Source organism: Luteimonas colneyensis, assembly GCF_014836665.1.
Taxonomy (GTDB): Bacteria; Pseudomonadota; Gammaproteobacteria; order Xanthomonadales; family Xanthomonadaceae; genus Luteimonas; species Luteimonas colneyensis.
On sequence record NZ_JACSQJ010000006.1, the window covers coordinates 144,252 to 160,160 of the forward strand.

A 15,909-nucleotide genomic window follows, 5' to 3' on the forward strand; every position below is an offset into this window, starting at 1 on the left:
CCGCAATTGCATGAACAAGGGGAGCTTTGATGTCCAGCTTGCTGATCCTGCTCGTGTTTGTGGGTGTGATCGTCGTCGCGATCGGATGGGGCGTCGGCATCTACAACGGCCTCGTCACCGCCCGCAACGCCTTCAGGAACGCCTTCGCCCAGATCGACGTGCAGCTGCAGCGCCGCTTCGACCTGATCCCGAACCTGGTGGAAACCGCCAAGGGCTACCTCAAGCACGAGCGCGAGACGCTGGAGGCGGTGATCGCCGCCCGCGGCGCCGCCGTGTCCGGCCTGGCCGCGGCCAAGGCCAGCCCCGGCGATCCGGCGGCGATGGCCGAGCTGGCGCAGTCGCAGGGCATGCTCAACGGCGCGCTCGGCCGGCTGCTGGCGGTGGCCGAGGCCTATCCGGACCTCAAGGCCAACCAGAACATGATGCAGCTCACCGAGGAACTGACCTCGACCGAGAACCGCGTCGCCTTCGCCCGCCAGGCCTTCAACGATTCGGTGATGGCCTACAACAACAAGCGCGAAGTGTTCCCGTCCAGCATCGTGGCCGGCATGTTCAACTTCGACGCCGCGGCGCTGCTGGAGATCCCGGCCGACCGTGCCGAGGTCCGCGAGGCGCCCAAGGTCCAGTTCTGACGCTCGATGAACTTCTTCGAGCAGCAGGCCAGGGCGCGCCGCAGCAGCACCCGCCTCGTGGTGCTGTTCGCGCTGGCGGTGGCCGGCATGGTGCTGGCGATCGACCTCGCGGTGCTGCTGGTGGCGGGCACGAACTGGCCATTGCTGGCCTTCACCACGCTGGCCACGCTGGCGGTGATCGGACTCGGCTCGCTGTACCGGCTGGCGTCGCTGCGCGGGGGCGGTGACGCCGTCGCCCTGCAGTTCGGCGGCACGCCGGTGCCGCACGACACCACCGACGCCTCGCTGCGCCGCCTGCGCAACGTGGTCGAGGAGATCTCGATCGCGTCGGGCGTTCCGGTGCCCGGGCTCTACGTGATGGAGAACGAGGCGGCGATCAACGCCTTCGCCGCCGGCTACTCGTCCAGCGACGCCGCGATCGCGGTGACCCGCGGCGCGCTCGACCGCCTCAACCGCGACGAGCTGCAGGGCGTCATCGCCCACGAGTTCAGCCACGTCGCCAACGGCGACATGCGCCTCAACATCCGGCTGATGGGCGTGCTGTTCGGCATCCTCATGATCAGCCTGATCGGGCGCAAGGTGCTGTATCTCGGCGGCAGCCGCGACCGCAACGCCGCCGCGGTGATGATGGCCGCGCTGGTCGCGCTGGTGGTCGGCAGCATCGGCATGTTCTTCGGCCGCATGATCAAGGCCAGCGTCAGCCGCTCGCGCGAGCGCCTGGCCGACGCCTCGGCCGTGCAGTTCACGCGCCAGACCTCGGGCCTGGCCGGGGCGCTGAAGAAGATCGCAGGGCTTCCGGACGGCGCCCGCCTGAGCGACCGGGCCGACGCCGAGGAGGCCAGCCACATGCTGTTCGGCGATGGCGTCGGCTTCAGCGGGCTGTTCGCCACCCATCCGCCGATCCTGGAGCGCATCCAGGCGCTGGAGCCCGGCTTCCGCGGCGAGCAGCTCGAGGGCCTGCGCCGGCAGTGGACGCTGTCGCCGCCGTCGGGGCTGCAGGAGGACCGGATGATGGGCCTGGACGGGCACGCGGCGCCGCTGCCTTCCCGCGACGCACGGCTCGACGTCACCCCGCCGATGGTCGCCGCCCAGGTCGGCAGTCCCGAGGCCGACGACTACCGGCGGGCCGATGCGATCGTGCACGCGATGCCGCCCCCGCTGCGCGCGCTGGCGCAGTCGCGCGGGGCGGTGGTCCAGGTCGTGCTCGGGCTGCTGCTCGACGACGATGCGGCCCTGCGCGCGCGCCAGCTGCCGGAGATCACCGCGCGCATGGGCGACGAGGTCGCCCGCGAGGCGCTGGCGCTGCACGGCGGCGACCTGCAGCTGCTGCACCCGATGCAGCGCCTGCCGCTGGCCGCGCTCGCCTTCCCCGTGCTGCGCCGCCGCCCGCGCCCCGAGCTGGAGACGCTGCTCGACACCGTGCACGCGATCGTCCACTGCGACGGACGGGTCTCGCTGTTCGAGTACTGCCTGGGGCGCCTGCTCGAGGTGCAGCTGCGCGAATCGCTCGACCCGGCACGCCACGCGCGCTTCGGCCGGCGCAAGCCCGGCAACGTGCGCGGGGAGTTCGCGACCCTGCTCGCGGTCGTCGCCCACGCCGGCAACCCGGGCGACCCCGCGGCCGCGCAGCGCGCCTACCTCGCCGGCCTGCAGCGCGTGCTGCCGCGCGACCACCTGCCCTACGCGCCGCCGGCCAATGGCGTACTCGCGCTCGACGCGGTCTGGCCGGCGCTCGATGCGCTCGAGCCGCTGGCCAAGCAGCTGATGGTGGAGGCGGTTACCGCCGCCGCCAGCCACGACGGCCGCATCTCGGTGGCGGAATCCGAGCTGCTGCGCACCATCTGCGGCGTGCTGCACTGCCCGCTGCCGCCGGGGCTGGAAGCCGCCTGAGCGCCCGGGCCACGCTGTGTTCCCGACGGCGAGGTGGCGGCGGCGGCCTTCGATCGGATAACGTGCCGCCAGCGATGGGCGGCAACCGGAAGGCATCGGTTTGATGATCAGCGAGCAGGCGGGCGCCGACCGGCGCCTGGGGCGCTTCCGGGCCGCGTTGTCCGCGTCGCCGCCGCTGTGGTGGGCGATGCTGTATTTCTTCAGCCTGCTCTGCGGCTACTACGTGCTGCGCCCCGTGCGCGACGCCATGGGCGCGTCGTCGGATGCCGCCGCGGTGTTCCCGCGCGGCCTGATCGCGCTGGGCGAGCGCTTCGGCGTCGAGCTCGGCGAGTTCACCCTGCAGCTGCTGTTCACCGCCACCTTCATCGCCATGGTCGTGCTGCAGCCGCTGTACGGCGCGCTGGTGTCGCGCTTCCCGCGGCGGGTGTTCCTGCCGGCGGTGTACCTGGCCTTCATCGCCTGCCTGTTCGGCTTCTGGTGGGCCTTCGACAGCGCGATCCCCGGCCGCGGCGCGGCGTTCTTCGTCTGGGTGGCGGTGTTCAACCTGTTCGCGGTGACCGTGTTCTGGAGCTTCATGGCCGACGTGTTCGACAACGCGAACGCTAAGCAGCTCTATGGCTACATCGGCGCCGCCGGCACGGTCGGCGCCCTGGTCGGCCCGGCGATCACCCGCTTCCTGGTCGAGCCGGTGGGCGTGGCCAACCTGCTGCTGGTGTCGGCCGGCTTCCTCGGCATCTGCCTGCTCTGCATCATGAAGCTGCGGCCCTGGGCGCTGTCGCGCGAGCGCAGCCAGGGCGGTGGCGCCGACGGCCGGGCCATGGGCGGCTCGATGCTGGCCGGCCTGCGCCTGGTGTGGCAGCGGCCGCTGCTGCGCGCGCTGGCGCTGCTGATGTTCTTCGGCGTCGGCGTGGGCACCCTGCTGTACAACGAGCAGGCGCGGATCGTACGCGCCGCCTTCGCCACCGCCGAGGAGCGGGCCGCCTTCTATTCCATGCTCGACTGGGCGATCAATGGCCTCACCATCGCCATCCAGCTGCTGCTCACGCGTTTCCTGCTGCAGCGCTACGGCATCGCGCCGCTGCTGCTGCTGCCGGCGTTCGCGATCATGCTGGGTTTCGCGGCCCTGTCGGCCTCGCCGCTGCCGATGCTGGTGGCGATCGTGCAGATCGTGACCCGCGCCAGCGAGTTCTCCCTGGCCAAGCCCGCGCGCGAGACGCTGTACACGCGCGTCGACCGCGAGGAGCGCTACAAGGCCAAGGCGGTGATTGACACCGCCGTGTACCGCGGCGGCGACCTCACCTTCGTCTGGGTGCACAAGGCGCTGGCCACGCTGGGGTCGAGCATGGTGTTCCTGGCCGGCTTGGGCATCGCCCTGGGCATGGCGTTCGGCGCATGGCGCGTGGTGCGCGCCGAGCGCACGCTCCCGCACGACCCGCGTGCGGAGCCTGCGCATGCGCCCCCCAGGCCGACGTGAGTCGCTGAAAGCCGGCTTCGGCGCCGCGCCACAGTGGTTCCGTCCGCGTCGCGCCGCGCGGGCGGCCCTATCCGGCAGATGCCGCGAGCGCGAACACGATCGCACCGAGCGCGAAGGCGAGGCTGAGCGCATGCACCAGCGGATGGTGGACGCGCAGCCACACGAATTGGGTGGCCAGGCGCAATGCCCAGAACCCCGACATGCCGAGCAGGAAGGCGCGGCCCAGCGGCGTGCCGGCCAGTTCGCGTGGATACAGCAGGCAGAGCACGGCGACCAGGAGGAACACCCAGACCAGCTGCACGTTCGCGATCTGCACGATCGCGCGGTTGGGCAACGTGGTGGTGGCCAGCGTCCGCGGCCATTTGAACAGGGTCCAGAACGCCAGGTGGAACAGGGAGAAGCCGAGGCTGTGGATGGCGCACAGGAGGAGCAGCGCCTGTGCGGTCATGGCCTTGAGCGCTTCGGCGAGACCCACATGGAGATGCGCGCGCGGAACACGGCCTCACCCGCCGGGTCGGTGATGGTGACCGCCACCGGCAGCGCATAGCCCTCGGTCGACTCGACCACCGGCGCGGCCGGCATCGCGACCGCGCGCATCGTGCCCATGGCCTTCTTCAGGTACTCGACCTCCATGCCCTTCGGGATCCAGCGCATGGATGGCGGGAGGCTGGCGTCGGTTGCGAGCCCTCCGGCAAGCTCGGCGAGGTTGCACAGCGCGATCGCGTGCACACTGCCGATGTGGTTGGTGACGCGGCGGCGGTGGCGCAGGCTCGCCTCGCAGCGCCGGGGTTCCAGGCGCTCGATCCGCGGCGAGATGCTGGCGAAGTAGGGCGCCTTCAGACAGACCAGCTTCGAGAACAGCCAGCCGCCGCAGGGCCAGCGGGTGACGCGGCGGTGGATGTCGAGGATGGATGCGGCCATGGCGTTCTCCTGACATGACGAGGGCGCCGGTCGGGCGCCCTCGGGGTGTGTTCCGGATCAGGCCGCCTCGCGGGTTCCGTCGGAGCGGTAGCGCTCGTAGTATGTCGCCGCGCGCAGCTCGTGGGCGTCGAAGTCGTCGACGGAGATGGTGTCGAGCGTCATCGCGCGCAGCTCCTCCAGCTGGGTCCGCTCCTCGGCGGTGATCCAGCCCTCGCGCACGCCCTCGTCGAGCTGGCTGGCGAAATCGAGCGCCTCGATGCCCTTGTTCTTCAGCGCCTTGAGGAACTTGCGCTCCACCGGCTCTGCGGCCACCGCCGCGGCGAGATAGCTGTTGATGCGGCCGGCGGGGTTGTTCGCGCCGGGCGTGGTGAACACGCCGCGCGCCAGGCGGTCGCGCGCCTCGTTGGGCGACATCAGCAGCGCGGCGACGCGGTGGCCCAGGCGGTCGCCCGGGGCCACCGCACGGCGGCCCAGCGGGAAGATCAGCGCCCACATCAGCCAGCCCACCGGACGGATCGGGAAGTTGCGCAGCGCCGCGGAGAGCGCGGTTTCGATCCTGTGGATGCTGTCGTGGTAGGCCCAGGCCAGCAGCGGCTGGTCGGCGGCCGGGGCGCCTTCGTCGTGATAGCGCTTGAGCATCGCGCTGGCCATGTACAGGTGGCTGAGCACGTCGCCCAGGCGGCCCGACAGCGACTCCTTGAACTTCAGCTTGCCGCCGAGCATCAGCATCGACACGTCGGCCATCAGCGCCAGGTTGGCGGAGTGGCGGTTGAGGCGGCGGAAGTAGCGCTTCGTGTAGTCGTCGCCGGGGGCGACACCGAAGCGCGAACCGGTGATCGCGAACCATACCGAACGCACGGCGTTGGAGATCGCGTAGCCGATGTGGCCGAACAGCGCGCGGTCGAACGCGTCCACGCCGGCGCGCTCGTCCGGGTCCTGCGCGGCCTTCATTTCCTTCATCACCCAGGGATGGCAGAGGATCGCGCCCTGGCCGAAGATCAGCAGGCTGCGGGTCATGATGTTGGCGCCCTCGACCGTGATCGCGATCGGCGAGGCCTGCCAGGCGCGCCCGGCGAAGTTGCGCGGCCCGAGGATGATGCCCTTGCCGCCGATCACGTCCATGACGTCCTTGGCAACCTCGCGGCCCATCTCGGTGCAGTGGTACTTGGCGATCGCCGACGGCACCGCCGGCACGTCGCCGCGGTCAACCGCCGCGGCGGTGGCCTGCGACAGCGCGCTGATCGCATAGGCCTTGCCGCCGATGCGCGCCAGCGCCTCCTCCACGCCTTCGAAGCGGCCGACCGACAGGCCGAACTGCTTGCGGATGCGCGCGTAGGCGCCGGTGGTGACCGCGCCGGACTTGGCGCCGCCGCTGGCGGTGGAGGGCAGGGTGATCGAGCGGCCGATCGACAGGCACTCGCTGAGCATGCGCCAGCCCTCGCCGAAGCCGTTCTCCTCGCCGATGATCTGGCTCAGCGGCACGAACACCTCATGCCCGCGCACCGGGCCGTTCTGGAACGGCGAGTTGAGCGGGAAGTGGCGGCGGCCGACGTCCATGCCCTCCACACCGCGCGGCACCAGCGCCAGCGTGATGCCGATGTCGCGCACATCGCCCAGCAGGCCGTCGGGGTCGTACATGCGGAAGGCCAGGCCGATCAGCGAGGCCACCGGGGCGAGGGTGATGTAGCGCTTGTCGAAGGTGAGCTTCACGCCCAGCACCTGGGCGCCGTCCCATTCGCCCTTGCAGACGATGCCGAAGTCCGGGATGGAGGTCGCGTCGGAGCCGGCGAAGGGGCCGGTGAGCGCGAAGCAGGGCACGTCGGTGCCGTTGGCGAGGCGCGGCAGGTAATGGTCCTTCTGCGCCTTGGTGCCGTAGTGCATCAGCAGTTCGCCGGGACCCAGCGAGTTCGGCACGCCGACCGTCGAGCTGACCACGCTCGAGATCGAGGCCAGCTTCTGGATCACCTTGTGGTGCGCCAGCGCGCTGAAGCCGAGCCCGCCGTACTCCTTCGGGATGATCATCCCGAAGAAGCGATTGTCCTTCATGAACTGCCACAGCTCCGGCGGCAGGTCGGCGCGGACGTGGGTGATGTCCCAGTCGTCGGTCATGCGGCAGAGCTCTTCCACCGGGCCGTCGAGGAAGGCCTGTTCCTCGGCGGTCAGCTCCGGCTTCGGCTGCGACATCAGCACGTTCCAGTCCGGCGCGCCCGAGAACAGCTCGCCCTCGAAGCCGACCGAGCCGGCTTCCAGTGCGATGCGTTCGGTCTGCGACAGCGGCGGCAGGATCTTCCGGTAGAAGGTCAGCAGCGGCGCGGTGACGAGCGGCTTGCGGATGAAGGGCAGCAGCAGCGGCACGGCGACCAGCGCCGCGAGCACGATTGCGGTGATGGTCGCCGCGCGGCTCGCGCCCAGCAGCCAGCAGGCGGCCAGCGCCGCGGCGGTGATCGCGGCCCACGTGGCGAGGCGCATCCGGTGGTAGGCGGCGAAGGCGCCGACCAGCAGCAGGACGAGGAAGGGGACGACGATACTCATGGCATGTCTCCGCGGGCATTGCGCCCGCTTGGCTGGTGGAGGCCAGTGTGTACCCGCCTTGCGGCACGGGTCCCCTCGACTGGCCCATACGGAGCAGTATGGACACGCGGGCCGCGGCCTGTCAACGCGGGCGCCGAGGCTGTCCCGCACCCATGCGTATGGATACACTCGCCTGCATGAAGACCACCGCCGCCAAGGGCGAACGCAGCCGGCTCAGCGCCGGGGACTGGGCCGAGGCCGCGCTCGACCTCATCGCCGAACAGGGCGTCGCCGCGCTCGCGGTGGAACCGCTGGCACGGCGGCTCGGGGTGACCAAGGGCAGCTTCTACTGGCACTTTCCCTCGCGCGACGCGCTGCTGCAGGCGGCGCTGGAGCGCTGGGAGGCGTTCGAGGAGCAGGAGCTGTTCGGCAAGCTGGAGACGGTGGCCGATCCCGCCGAGCGCCTGCGCTCGCTGTTCCAGATGGTCGCGCGCGAGTTCAAGTCGCACGTGGTCTACAGCGCGTTGCTGAAGGCGCCCGACCACCCGGCGGTCCTGCCCGTGATCGGCCGCGTCTCGCAGCGCCGGCTCGACTACCTCACGGCCTCGTTCCGCCAGGCCGGGCTGGGGCGCACCGACGCCCGACACCGCGCCCGCCTGACCTATGCGGCCTACGTCGGCTTCCTGCAGCTCAACCTGCAGCTGCACCAGGCGCGCATGCCGCAGGAGGAGTTCGACGAGTATGTCGAGCACCTGATGGACACCCTGGTTCCTCGCTGACGGCATTCCCGGGCCGCTGGATGACGCGGTGCAGCACGGCGGCAGGGGGCCCGCTGGCTAGAATTGCCGATCCAGCCTGAAAACAGCGCACTCCGGAGGCGCGAGACATGAATGCAGTTCCCCAGCGGGGCGCAAATGCGACGCCCGGCACCCGGCTTGCGTCCCTGCAGCAGTGGGTGGACGAGGTCGCCGCGCTGACCCGTCCCGACCGCGTGGTCTGGTGCGACGGCAGCGACGCCGAGGCGGACACCCTGCAGGAGGCCATGATGGCCGACGGCACCCTGCTGCCGCTCAACCAGGACACCCATCCCGGCTGCGTGCTGCATCGCTCGCACCCAGACGACGTGGCCCGCGTCGAGCACCTGACCTTCGTCTGCCACGAGCGACGGGAGGACTCCGGCCCGAACAACCACTGGATGGCCCCGGCCGAGGCGCATGCGAAGATCGACGCCCTGTTCGAGGGCTGCATGGAAGGGCGCACCCTGTACGTCGTGCCCTATTGCATGGGCCCGATCGACTCGCCGCTGGCGCGCTGCGGCGTCGAGATCACCGACTCGCCCTACGTCGTCGCCAACATGCGCCTGATGACCCGCATGGGCGCGGCGGCGCTGGCGCGGATCGAGCGCGAAGGCGACGAGGGCAAGCCGCTGGTGCGCGGCCTGCACTCCACCGGCGAGCTCGACCCCGATCGCCGCTTCATCATGCATTTCCCCGAAGAGCTGGTGATCAAGTCCTACGGCTCCGGCTACGGCGGCAACGCGCTGCTGGGCAAGAAGTGCCACGCCCTGCGCATCGCCTCGCACCAGGCGCGCCAGGAGGGCTGGCTGGCCGAGCACATGCTGATCGTCGGCATCGAGAACCCGCAGGGCGAGGTGCACTACGTCGCCGCGGCCTTCCCGAGCGCCTGCGGCAAGACCAACCTGGCCATGCTGATCCCGCCGGAGTCCTACCGCGAGCAGGGCTGGAAGGTGTGGACGGTCGGCGACGACATCTGCTGGATGCACCCCGGCGAGGACGGCCGGCTGTGGGCGATCAACCCGGAGGCCGGATTCTTCGGCGTCGCTCCGGGCACCTCCGAAAAGTCCAACCCCAACGCGCTGCACACCATCGGGCGCGACACCATCTTCACCAACGTCGCCACCACCGACGACGGCCAGCCCTGGTGGGAAGGCCTGGACAAGCGCGTGCCGGCGAAGGACTGGCAGGGGCGCGACTTCGATCCCGCCCGCGGCCCCGCCGCCCACCCGAACTCGCGCTTCACCGTGAGCGCGAAGCAGTGCCCGACCTTCTCGGCGCATGCCGAGGATCCGCAGGGCGTGCCGATCAGCGCGATCGTGTTCGGAGGCCGCCGCTCGAACCTGGTGCCGCTGGTGTTCGAGGCGCGCGACTGGGCGCACGGCGTGCTCGTCGGCGCGGCGATGGGGTCGGAAACCACCGCGGCCGCCACCGGCGCCGTGGGCGTGATGCGCCGCGATCCGATGGCGATGAAGCCCTTCTGCGGCTACGGCTTCGCCGACTATTTCGCGCACTGGCTGTCCTTCGACCGTCCCGGGGCGAAGCTGCCGAAGGTCTTCCACGTCAACTGGTTCCGCAAGGATGCCGATGGCCGCTTCATGTGGCCCGGCTTCGGCGACAACCTGCGCGTGCTGGAGTGGATCATCGGGCGCGTCAGCGGGGAAGCCGCGGCAACGGAGTCGCGCATCGGCCACCTGCCGACGTTCGAGGCGATCCGCCGCGATGGCCTCGACATCGAGGACGGCACCATGCGCGAACTGCTGCGCGTGGACGAGCCTGGCTGGCAGGCGGAGGCCGTCGAAGTGGCCGCCTACCTCGACGAGCTCGGCGTTCCCGCGGAGTCGCCGCTGCGCGCCAGCCTCGGCGCCATGGCCTGAGGCACCGGCTCCCGGCGACCGCGAGGGCCGCCGGGAGCCTCCATCAGTCGCAGTCGATGCCGGCCTCTTCGAGCATCGACCTGAGCGGGGCGAGCTGCGCCTCGTAGCGCTTCCAGCGCGCCAGTGCGCTGGTGTACATGCCGGACCTGACCTGCACCGCGCTGGCCGTGGTGACCGGTGCGGCATTCTTCTCGAATGCCAGGCAGGCGTCGTCCCAGTCCAGCCCGCAGTGCGCGATCAGCGCCCGGCTGCTGGCCTCCTGCGAGGTCACCAGGGTCTCGTAGCGGACTTCGTGGATGCGGCCGGGGAACGCGGCCTTCCAGTGCGCCATCAGCCGGTCGAAGAGGATGTAATAGTGGCCGATGTCGAGCAGGTCGTAGGAATAGTCGAAGTAGGGCGACTCCGGCGCGAACAGCTGGCGGAAGTTGCTCAGGCAGGTGTCGAGCGGATGCCTGCGCACGCACACCAGCGGCGCGTGGGGCAGGGCGCAGGCGATGTAGCCGAGGTAGAGGAAGTTGTGCGGCAGCTTGTCGGTGAAGAAGGGCCGTGAGCCGGTGAACGCGCGGGTGCTCGCCACGTAATCGTCACCCAGCGAACGCCAGTCGATCCCCGTTTCGAGGGCCCGGGTGACGTGCGCAGGGTTGAACATCTCGAACGACGGACCGCCCATTGCGCGCTTCCACACCGACGCGAAGTTGTGCAGTTCCCCGGCGGACTGCACTCCCGGGTGACTGGATACGATGCGATCCACCAGGGTCGTGCCTGTGCGGGGCAGGCCCACGATGAAGATGGGCGCGCGCGCATCGCTGCCCGTGGTCGTGGCTTCCGACCACGGCTGGGGGAAGCCCGCCGCGAGGGCGTCGAAGAGTTCCTGCTGCCGGGCCCTGGAATAGCCCAGCAGCTCCCTGGGTGCGCCCTTGCCCGCCACCATGCGATCGAACGCGGCGTCGTGCTCGCCGATGTCCTCCAGTTCCTTGGCCAGCGCCATGTTGAGGAAGGTGGTGGCGGTCACCTTGCCGGCGGCCTGCTCCGCCAGCGCGGCGAGGCGTTCGATGTGGTTCGACTCCCTGGTCTGCCGGCGCAGCTGGGACAGCGAATGGTGCGCGCGCCAGTGATGGGGATCGAGGCTGATACAGGCTTCAAGTTCGCGTTCGGCGGCGTCGATGTCGCCGAAGAAGGTCAGCGCGGTGCCCAGGTTGAAGCGCACCCCCGGATTCGAGGGTGCCAGCCCGGCCGCATGGCGGAAGGCGGCCGTGGCGCGCTCATAGGCGCGGCACTGCACCAGCACCACGCCAAGGGTGTCGAAGCCGACGGCGCTGTCCCGCGCCAGCAGTCGCTCGGCGGCGGCGGCGGCGGCGAGCGCCCCGTCGTAGTCCTGGGAGAACGCGCAGGCACGCGCGAGGCTGAGCTGGAAGTCGGCGCGCCCGGGCGCCAGGTCGATGGCGCGCCTGATCGCCCGCTGCGCTTCGATGGCACGGCCCTGTTCGAGCATGGCCATGCCGGCGATGAAGTGTACTTCAGGGTCGTTCGATCCCGACTCGATCAGGCGGGAGGCAAGTGTGTGTGCCTGGTCCCACTGTTGACGCTGCAGGGCGGCGATCGCCCCCTGCTTGAGGACGTCTGTGTCCATGGATGGAGTGATCCTGTACTGGCTCGGAGCGCGCGCGCCCGATGTCGAGCGATGGCGGCTTTCCTGCGGTCGGCCATTATGCGGCATGCGTCCGGCCGACCCGCGTCGTGTTCCGCGGTCCGCAAAAAACTACAGCCCCTTTCGGGGCTGTAGCGTCAAGCGATCGAAGTCCGGTGGATCAGAACTTCTGGGTGTAGCGGGCGTACACGAAGCGACCGATGTCGTGGCCGCCGTAGAACGCGAAGCCCGAGTTCGGCTGGGTGTAGTAGATCGGCGGATCGCGGTCGAACACGTTGTTCGCACCAACCGCGATGCGCGCGTTCCACGGCGCGTTCCAGCTGAACTGCAGGTCGCTGAACGTGACCGAGCCGACCTCGTTCTGCGGCACCACCTTGCCCAGCGTATCCGGGGCCTGGTAGTTCGGCAGCGAGCAGTGGGCGCCGTCGCCGAAGCCCATGCACTCTTCCTTGGTGCCGGAGTTGTAGCGCATGCCGTAGGTGATGCCGAAGTCGTTGTAGTTCCAGCTCAGGTTCAGGTTGGAGCGGACGCGGAAGTTGCTGCCGAATCCGTTCGCCTGGCCCGGGATGGTCTCCGGATCGTTCGTGGACTTGATCTCGTACAGGCTGACGTACGTGGTGGCCCAGCGGACGCCGAAGCGGCCGTAGTCCGTGTCCAGCTTGTAGTTCACGTCGAGGTCGAAGCCTTCGGTCTCGGCGTAACCGGCGTTGCGGCTGCCGTACTGCAGCTGGGACACGATGTAGCCCTGGCTCGGGTCACGCGAGAACATGTCGCAGCGGGACTCGATCAGCGAGATGTAGCAGTCGCTCAGGATGTCGTTCGGGCTGTCGGACACCACGGTGTTTTCGATCCGGATGTTCCACCAGTCCAGCGCCACGCTCAGGCCCTCGACGTAGCTCGGGCTGTACACGAAGCCGATGGTCTTGGACTCGGAGGTCTCCGGCTCCAGGAACGGGTTGGAACCCGACACGAACGGAACCGGGGTCTGCGAGGCCGCGGTGCGGGTCGGGATGAAGCCCTGCTCCAGCTGGCGGTAGCCCACCGGCACGTCCTGCAGGCAGCGCGCCGAGCCGGCGGCCGGGCCGAAGACCGTGTCGCAGGGATCGCTGAAGCCGCGGAAGAACGTCTGCGAGGTGCCGCCGTACAGGTCGCCGATGGTCGGGGCGCGGAAGCCCTCGGCCCAGGTCGCGCGGACCAGCAGGTCGTCGATCGGACGCCACTTCAGGCCGAACTTGTTGTTGGTGGTGTCACCGAAGGTGTCGAAGTCCGAGTAGCGGCTCGCGATGCTGAGCGAGAGCTCCTTGGCGCCGGCGATGTCGGCCAGGATCGGCACGTTGAGCTCGGCGTAGACCTCGTCCAGCGAGTACGAACCATAGGTCGGACCCGAGGCCAGGTTGGTGGAGTCACCCGACTGCGCGATGGCGTCCGGAGTGAAGCCGCCCTCTTCCTTGCGGTGCTCGTAGCCCACCGCGAAGCCGAGGTCGCCGGCCGGCAGCGTGGCGATCGAACCCGCCAGGTTGGCGAAGTAGTTGTTGGTCTCGGTGCGGCCCAGGGCGTGTTCCTGCTTGAACAGGTACGCCTGCACCGCCGGGTCGGCGAGCGAGTTCTCGACCGCGCCGGTACCGAAGCCCGCGAAGGGGTTCCACGGCACGCAGCCCGCGATGACTTCGTCGGCGCCGTTCGGGCCGGTGCCCTGGGTGCCGCAGACCAGCTGGCCCTGGCCGTTGACGAACGACGGACCCACCGCGCGGCGCACGTTCGGGATGAAGAAGTTGCCGTTGTTGACGATCTGCAGGTCGTTCTCGTTGAACATGTACCCGACATCCCAGTCGAAGTACCGCTCGCCGATGTCGAAGGAGCCCTGCAGCGCGGCGGTGAAGCGCCACGTGGTCTGGGTGGTATCGGTGGTGCGCGGCACTTCCCAGCCGCGGCGGCGCCAGTCAACCGCCGACGTGCCGCCGGTGGGGTTGAAGTAGCTGTCCGCGGACATCGGCGCGCCGATCGCGCCCGACTGGGTCGGGTAGCCGGCGATCTGGCGGCTCGATTCGCGCTTGGTGTAGCTGAGGTCGCTGACGAAGCGGATGCTGTCGGTCAGGTCATAGTTGACGTTGGCGAACAGCGAGCGACGCTCAAGCGGCGTCAGCGCGTGCATCTGGTCTGAGGGGATGCTGCGGTCCTCGGGGTTCATCTGCTCGTGCCAGCCATCGGTGCCCAGGGCATCGCTGCCACGGTCGGCGACGAACCACGGGTCGGACGGAGCCGAGCCGGGCAGACGCCAGTTGCCCCACTGGCCGACCGGCGTGGTGCTGTACTCCGGATAGCCCGGGTACGAGTCCCTGGAGAACCAGCGGTTGCGGGCCCAGACGCCGTCTTCGTTGTGGTATTCGGCGCCGATGGTGACCGAGCCGCGGTCGCCGGTCATGCCGACCACGAAGTCGTAGCTCTGCTTCTGGCCGTCGCCCTGGCCGAACTGGCCGAGGTAGGCGTTGACTTCGGCACCTTCGAAGTTCGAGCGGGTGATGATGTTGATCACGCCGGCCATGGCGTCGGAACCGTAGATGGACGAGGCGCCGTCCTTCAGGACGTCGATGCGCTCGACCATGGAAGCCGGGATCGTCGAGACGTCCTGGAAGCCGTCGGGGCTGATGCCCAGGCGCTTGCCGTTGACCAGCACCAGGGTGCGCTGCGCGCCGAGGTTGCGCAGGTCGATGTACTGGCCGCCAGCTTCCGCGTTGGCGGTCAGCGGCGAGGTGCGGCTGAACGTCGGCGAACCGGCCGACGGGATGTTCTGCAGGATGTCGGCAACGGTGTTGAAGCCGCCGGCCTGGATGTCTTCGCGGCTGATCATCACGACCGGCTGCGCGGTCTCCACGTCAACCTGGCGAATGCGCGAGCCGGTCACCTCGATGCGGTCGAGGGTGGTGGCCTGCTGTTCCGAGCTGTCCTGCGCGAACGCGACGCCGGTACCGGCAATCACGGTCGCACCGGACACGAGCGCGAAGGAAATCGCGTCGCGGAGCTTGGTGGTCTTAAGGGTCATCTCTTCTCTCTCCAAGTGAGTCTTGGGTAATTCCCATGGGAGCCCACCGGTGGAGTCAAGATCGACACCAAGCCCGGCAGGGCCGTTGCCGATAGTAGCCCTGCCGGAGCAAAAATTAAAGTGTTGTTAATAATCAGGGATTCCCGAGTGGAACCCCACGAAAAACAAGGACTTAGAGGTCCTGTTCGTACCGGATGTAGGGCACGGTGCCTTCGTCGTCGCGGCCGCTGGTGGCCGGGGCGAAGGGGTTGCGGCCCTTGGTGACGAGGTTGTCGGCGCCCACGGTGAGCTGTCCGCTCCAGGGCGTGCGCCAGGTCAGGCCGAGCCCCAGGCCTTCCCAGTTGGGCTGCCCGGGGGTCTCGACGACGTGGCCGACGATGTTGGCGCTGAAGCGGCCGTAGCCGCCGCCGATGCTCAGGCTGCGCGAGGTCCAGGCGTCACCGATGCCCAGGTGGGTGGCCTCGGCGGGCGTGACCAGGGTGGCCTTGGCCATGGTGCCGGCGATCGACACCATGCCCTCGCGCCCGATGTTGTGCCGGGCGAACACGGTCAGGTCGTTGACGTCGACCGTGGCGGCGGCGCCTCCGCGCTGGCCCGGCGCGAGCCAGGCCGGAAGGGTGCTGCTGCCGCTGCCGGCATTGACGCCGACGCGGGTGTTGTGGCCGGCCCTGAACGCCGCGGTCCCGCCAGTACGCTTTCCGGCGCCGTCCTGGAAGCTGGCGAGCATGCAGTTGTTGGCCAGGTTGCCCAGCGCGCTTGCCAGTCCGGTCTTGCGGTCGCAGAAGACGCCCAAGGAGTTGCCGGCATCGATGCCGAAGGCGGCGTCGAGGGCATTGCCGTCGAACCCGGTCGTCGAGCCAGGGCCCGTCGGTTCCAGCAGCAGCAGGGCCTCGACCTTGCCGCTGGACTGGTTCCACACCGGCAGCACGGCCTGGTCGCGCTTGCCCGCCGGTGTCTGCGCATGCGCACCCGCGACCACGCCGAAGGCGAGGAGCAGGGACAGCGAGAGCTTGGCGAGACGCGGCTTCATGGCCTGCTGGTAGACCCCTTGGACAGGCGGAAGTTCCGCCCGATCGTAGGCGTGACTCTAGTGCGTTTATGTTTCTTTAACAATCCCCGGCC

11 protein-coding genes are annotated in these 15,909 nt (G+C 69.5%); 5 read left to right on the plus strand and 6 right to left on the minus strand.

Annotated elements, in window-relative coordinates; all coding sequences use genetic code 11:
- Positions 1-29 precede the first annotated feature (29 nt).
- The 3 genes from H9645_RS11190 (at position 30) to H9645_RS11200 (ending at position 3,996) form a co-directional block, all read left to right on the plus strand.
- Positions 30-632 (plus strand): LemA family protein, encoded by a 603-nt coding sequence (locus tag H9645_RS11190; RefSeq protein ID WP_191729780.1) that lies wholly within the window; start codon positions 30-32, stop codon positions 630-632.
- A gap of 6 nt (positions 633-638) precedes the next feature.
- Positions 639-2,522 (plus strand): M48 family metallopeptidase, encoded by a 1,884-nt coding sequence (locus H9645_RS11195; RefSeq protein WP_191729781.1) that lies wholly within the window; start codon positions 639-641, stop codon positions 2,520-2,522.
- A 103-nt stretch (positions 2,523-2,625) separates the two neighbouring features.
- Positions 2,626-3,996: an NTP/NDP exchange transporter gene (locus tag H9645_RS11200; RefSeq protein ID WP_191729782.1), complete on the plus strand. Its 1,371-nt coding sequence runs from the start codon at positions 2,626-2,628 to the stop codon at positions 3,994-3,996.
- Positions 3,997-4,063: 67 nt separating this feature from the next.
- Here the strand turns inward: H9645_RS11200 and H9645_RS11205 are convergent, their stop codons facing one another.
- The 3 genes from H9645_RS11205 to H9645_RS11215 are packed head-to-tail and all read right to left on the minus strand — an operon-like array spanning position 4,064 to position 7,449.
- Entirely contained in the window at positions 4,064-4,444 is a 381-nt protein-coding gene (locus tag H9645_RS11205) for a hypothetical protein (protein WP_191729783.1), read from the minus strand.
- Positions 4,441-4,917, minus strand: coding sequence for a hotdog fold domain-containing protein (locus H9645_RS11210; protein ID WP_191729784.1), 477 nt, complete (start codon positions 4,915-4,917; stop codon positions 4,441-4,443). The genes H9645_RS11205 and H9645_RS11210 overlap by 4 nt, the downstream gene beginning before the upstream one ends.
- Before the next feature lie 57 nt (positions 4,918-4,974).
- Complete coding sequence (locus H9645_RS11215) at positions 4,975-7,449, minus strand: acyl-CoA dehydrogenase (protein WP_191729785.1); 2,475 nt, start codon at positions 7,447-7,449, stop codon at positions 4,975-4,977.
- Positions 7,450-7,601: 152 nt separating this feature from the next.
- On the opposite strand from H9645_RS11215, the gene H9645_RS11220 reads away from it, so the two are divergent.
- Positions 7,602-8,207 (plus strand): TetR/AcrR family transcriptional regulator, encoded by a 606-nt coding sequence (locus H9645_RS11220; RefSeq protein ID WP_386659749.1) that lies wholly within the window; start codon positions 7,602-7,604, stop codon positions 8,205-8,207.
- 107 nt (positions 8,208-8,314) lie between these two features.
- Complete coding sequence (locus H9645_RS11225) at positions 8,315-10,099, plus strand: phosphoenolpyruvate carboxykinase (GTP) (protein ID WP_191729786.1); 1,785 nt, start codon at positions 8,315-8,317, stop codon at positions 10,097-10,099.
- Positions 10,100-10,142: 43 nt separating this feature from the next.
- Here H9645_RS11225 and H9645_RS11230 read toward each other — a convergent pair whose 3' ends face one another.
- The 3 genes from H9645_RS11230 to H9645_RS11240 form a co-directional block, all read right to left on the minus strand.
- The gene (locus H9645_RS11230) at positions 10,143-11,729 is read right to left on the minus strand and encodes a tetratricopeptide repeat-containing sulfotransferase family protein (protein ID WP_191729787.1); all 1,587 of its coding nucleotides are present in this window, start codon (positions 11,727-11,729) and stop codon (positions 10,143-10,145) included.
- Positions 11,730-11,907: 178 nt separating this feature from the next.
- Positions 11,908-14,787: a TonB-dependent receptor plug domain-containing protein gene (locus H9645_RS11235; RefSeq protein ID WP_191729788.1), complete on the minus strand. Its 2,880-nt coding sequence runs from the start codon at positions 14,785-14,787 to the stop codon at positions 11,908-11,910.
- A gap of 172 nt (positions 14,788-14,959) precedes the next feature.
- Complete coding sequence (locus tag H9645_RS11240; protein ID WP_191729789.1) at positions 14,960-15,817, minus strand: XOO1806 family protein; 858 nt, start codon at positions 15,815-15,817, stop codon at positions 14,960-14,962.
- Positions 15,818-15,909 lie beyond the last annotated feature (92 nt).

What these genes read in the sequence shown, in the direction of transcription:
- H9645_RS11190 (WP_191729780.1), top strand. Translation starts at nt 30, where the DNA reads ATGTCCAGCTTGCTGATCCTGCTCGTGTTTGTGGGTGTGATCGTCGTC.
- H9645_RS11195 (WP_191729781.1), top strand. Translation starts at nt 639, where the DNA reads ATGAACTTCTTCGAGCAGCAGGCCAGGGCGCGCCGCAGCAGCACCCGC.
- H9645_RS11200 (WP_191729782.1), top strand. Translation starts at nt 2,626, where the DNA reads ATGATCAGCGAGCAGGCGGGCGCCGACCGGCGCCTGGGGCGCTTCCGG.
- H9645_RS11205 (WP_191729783.1), bottom strand. Translation starts at nt 4,444, where the DNA reads ATGACCGCACAGGCGCTGCTCCTCCTGTGCGCCATCCACAGCCTCGGC.
- H9645_RS11210 (WP_191729784.1), bottom strand. Translation starts at nt 4,917, where the DNA reads ATGGCCGCATCCATCCTCGACATCCACCGCCGCGTCACCCGCTGGCCC.
- H9645_RS11215 (WP_191729785.1), bottom strand. Translation starts at nt 7,449, where the DNA reads ATGAGTATCGTCGTCCCCTTCCTCGTCCTGCTGCTGGTCGGCGCCTTC.
- H9645_RS11220 (WP_386659749.1), top strand. Translation starts at nt 7,602, where the DNA reads ATGCGTATGGATACACTCGCCTGCATGAAGACCACCGCCGCCAAGGGC.
- H9645_RS11225 (WP_191729786.1), top strand. Translation starts at nt 8,315, where the DNA reads ATGAATGCAGTTCCCCAGCGGGGCGCAAATGCGACGCCCGGCACCCGG.
- H9645_RS11230 (WP_191729787.1), bottom strand. Translation starts at nt 11,729, where the DNA reads ATGGACACAGACGTCCTCAAGCAGGGGGCGATCGCCGCCCTGCAGCGT.
- H9645_RS11235 (WP_191729788.1), bottom strand. Translation starts at nt 14,787, where the DNA reads ATGACCCTTAAGACCACCAAGCTCCGCGACGCGATTTCCTTCGCGCTC.
- H9645_RS11240 (WP_191729789.1), bottom strand. Translation starts at nt 15,817, where the DNA reads ATGAAGCCGCGTCTCGCCAAGCTCTCGCTGTCCCTGCTCCTCGCCTTC.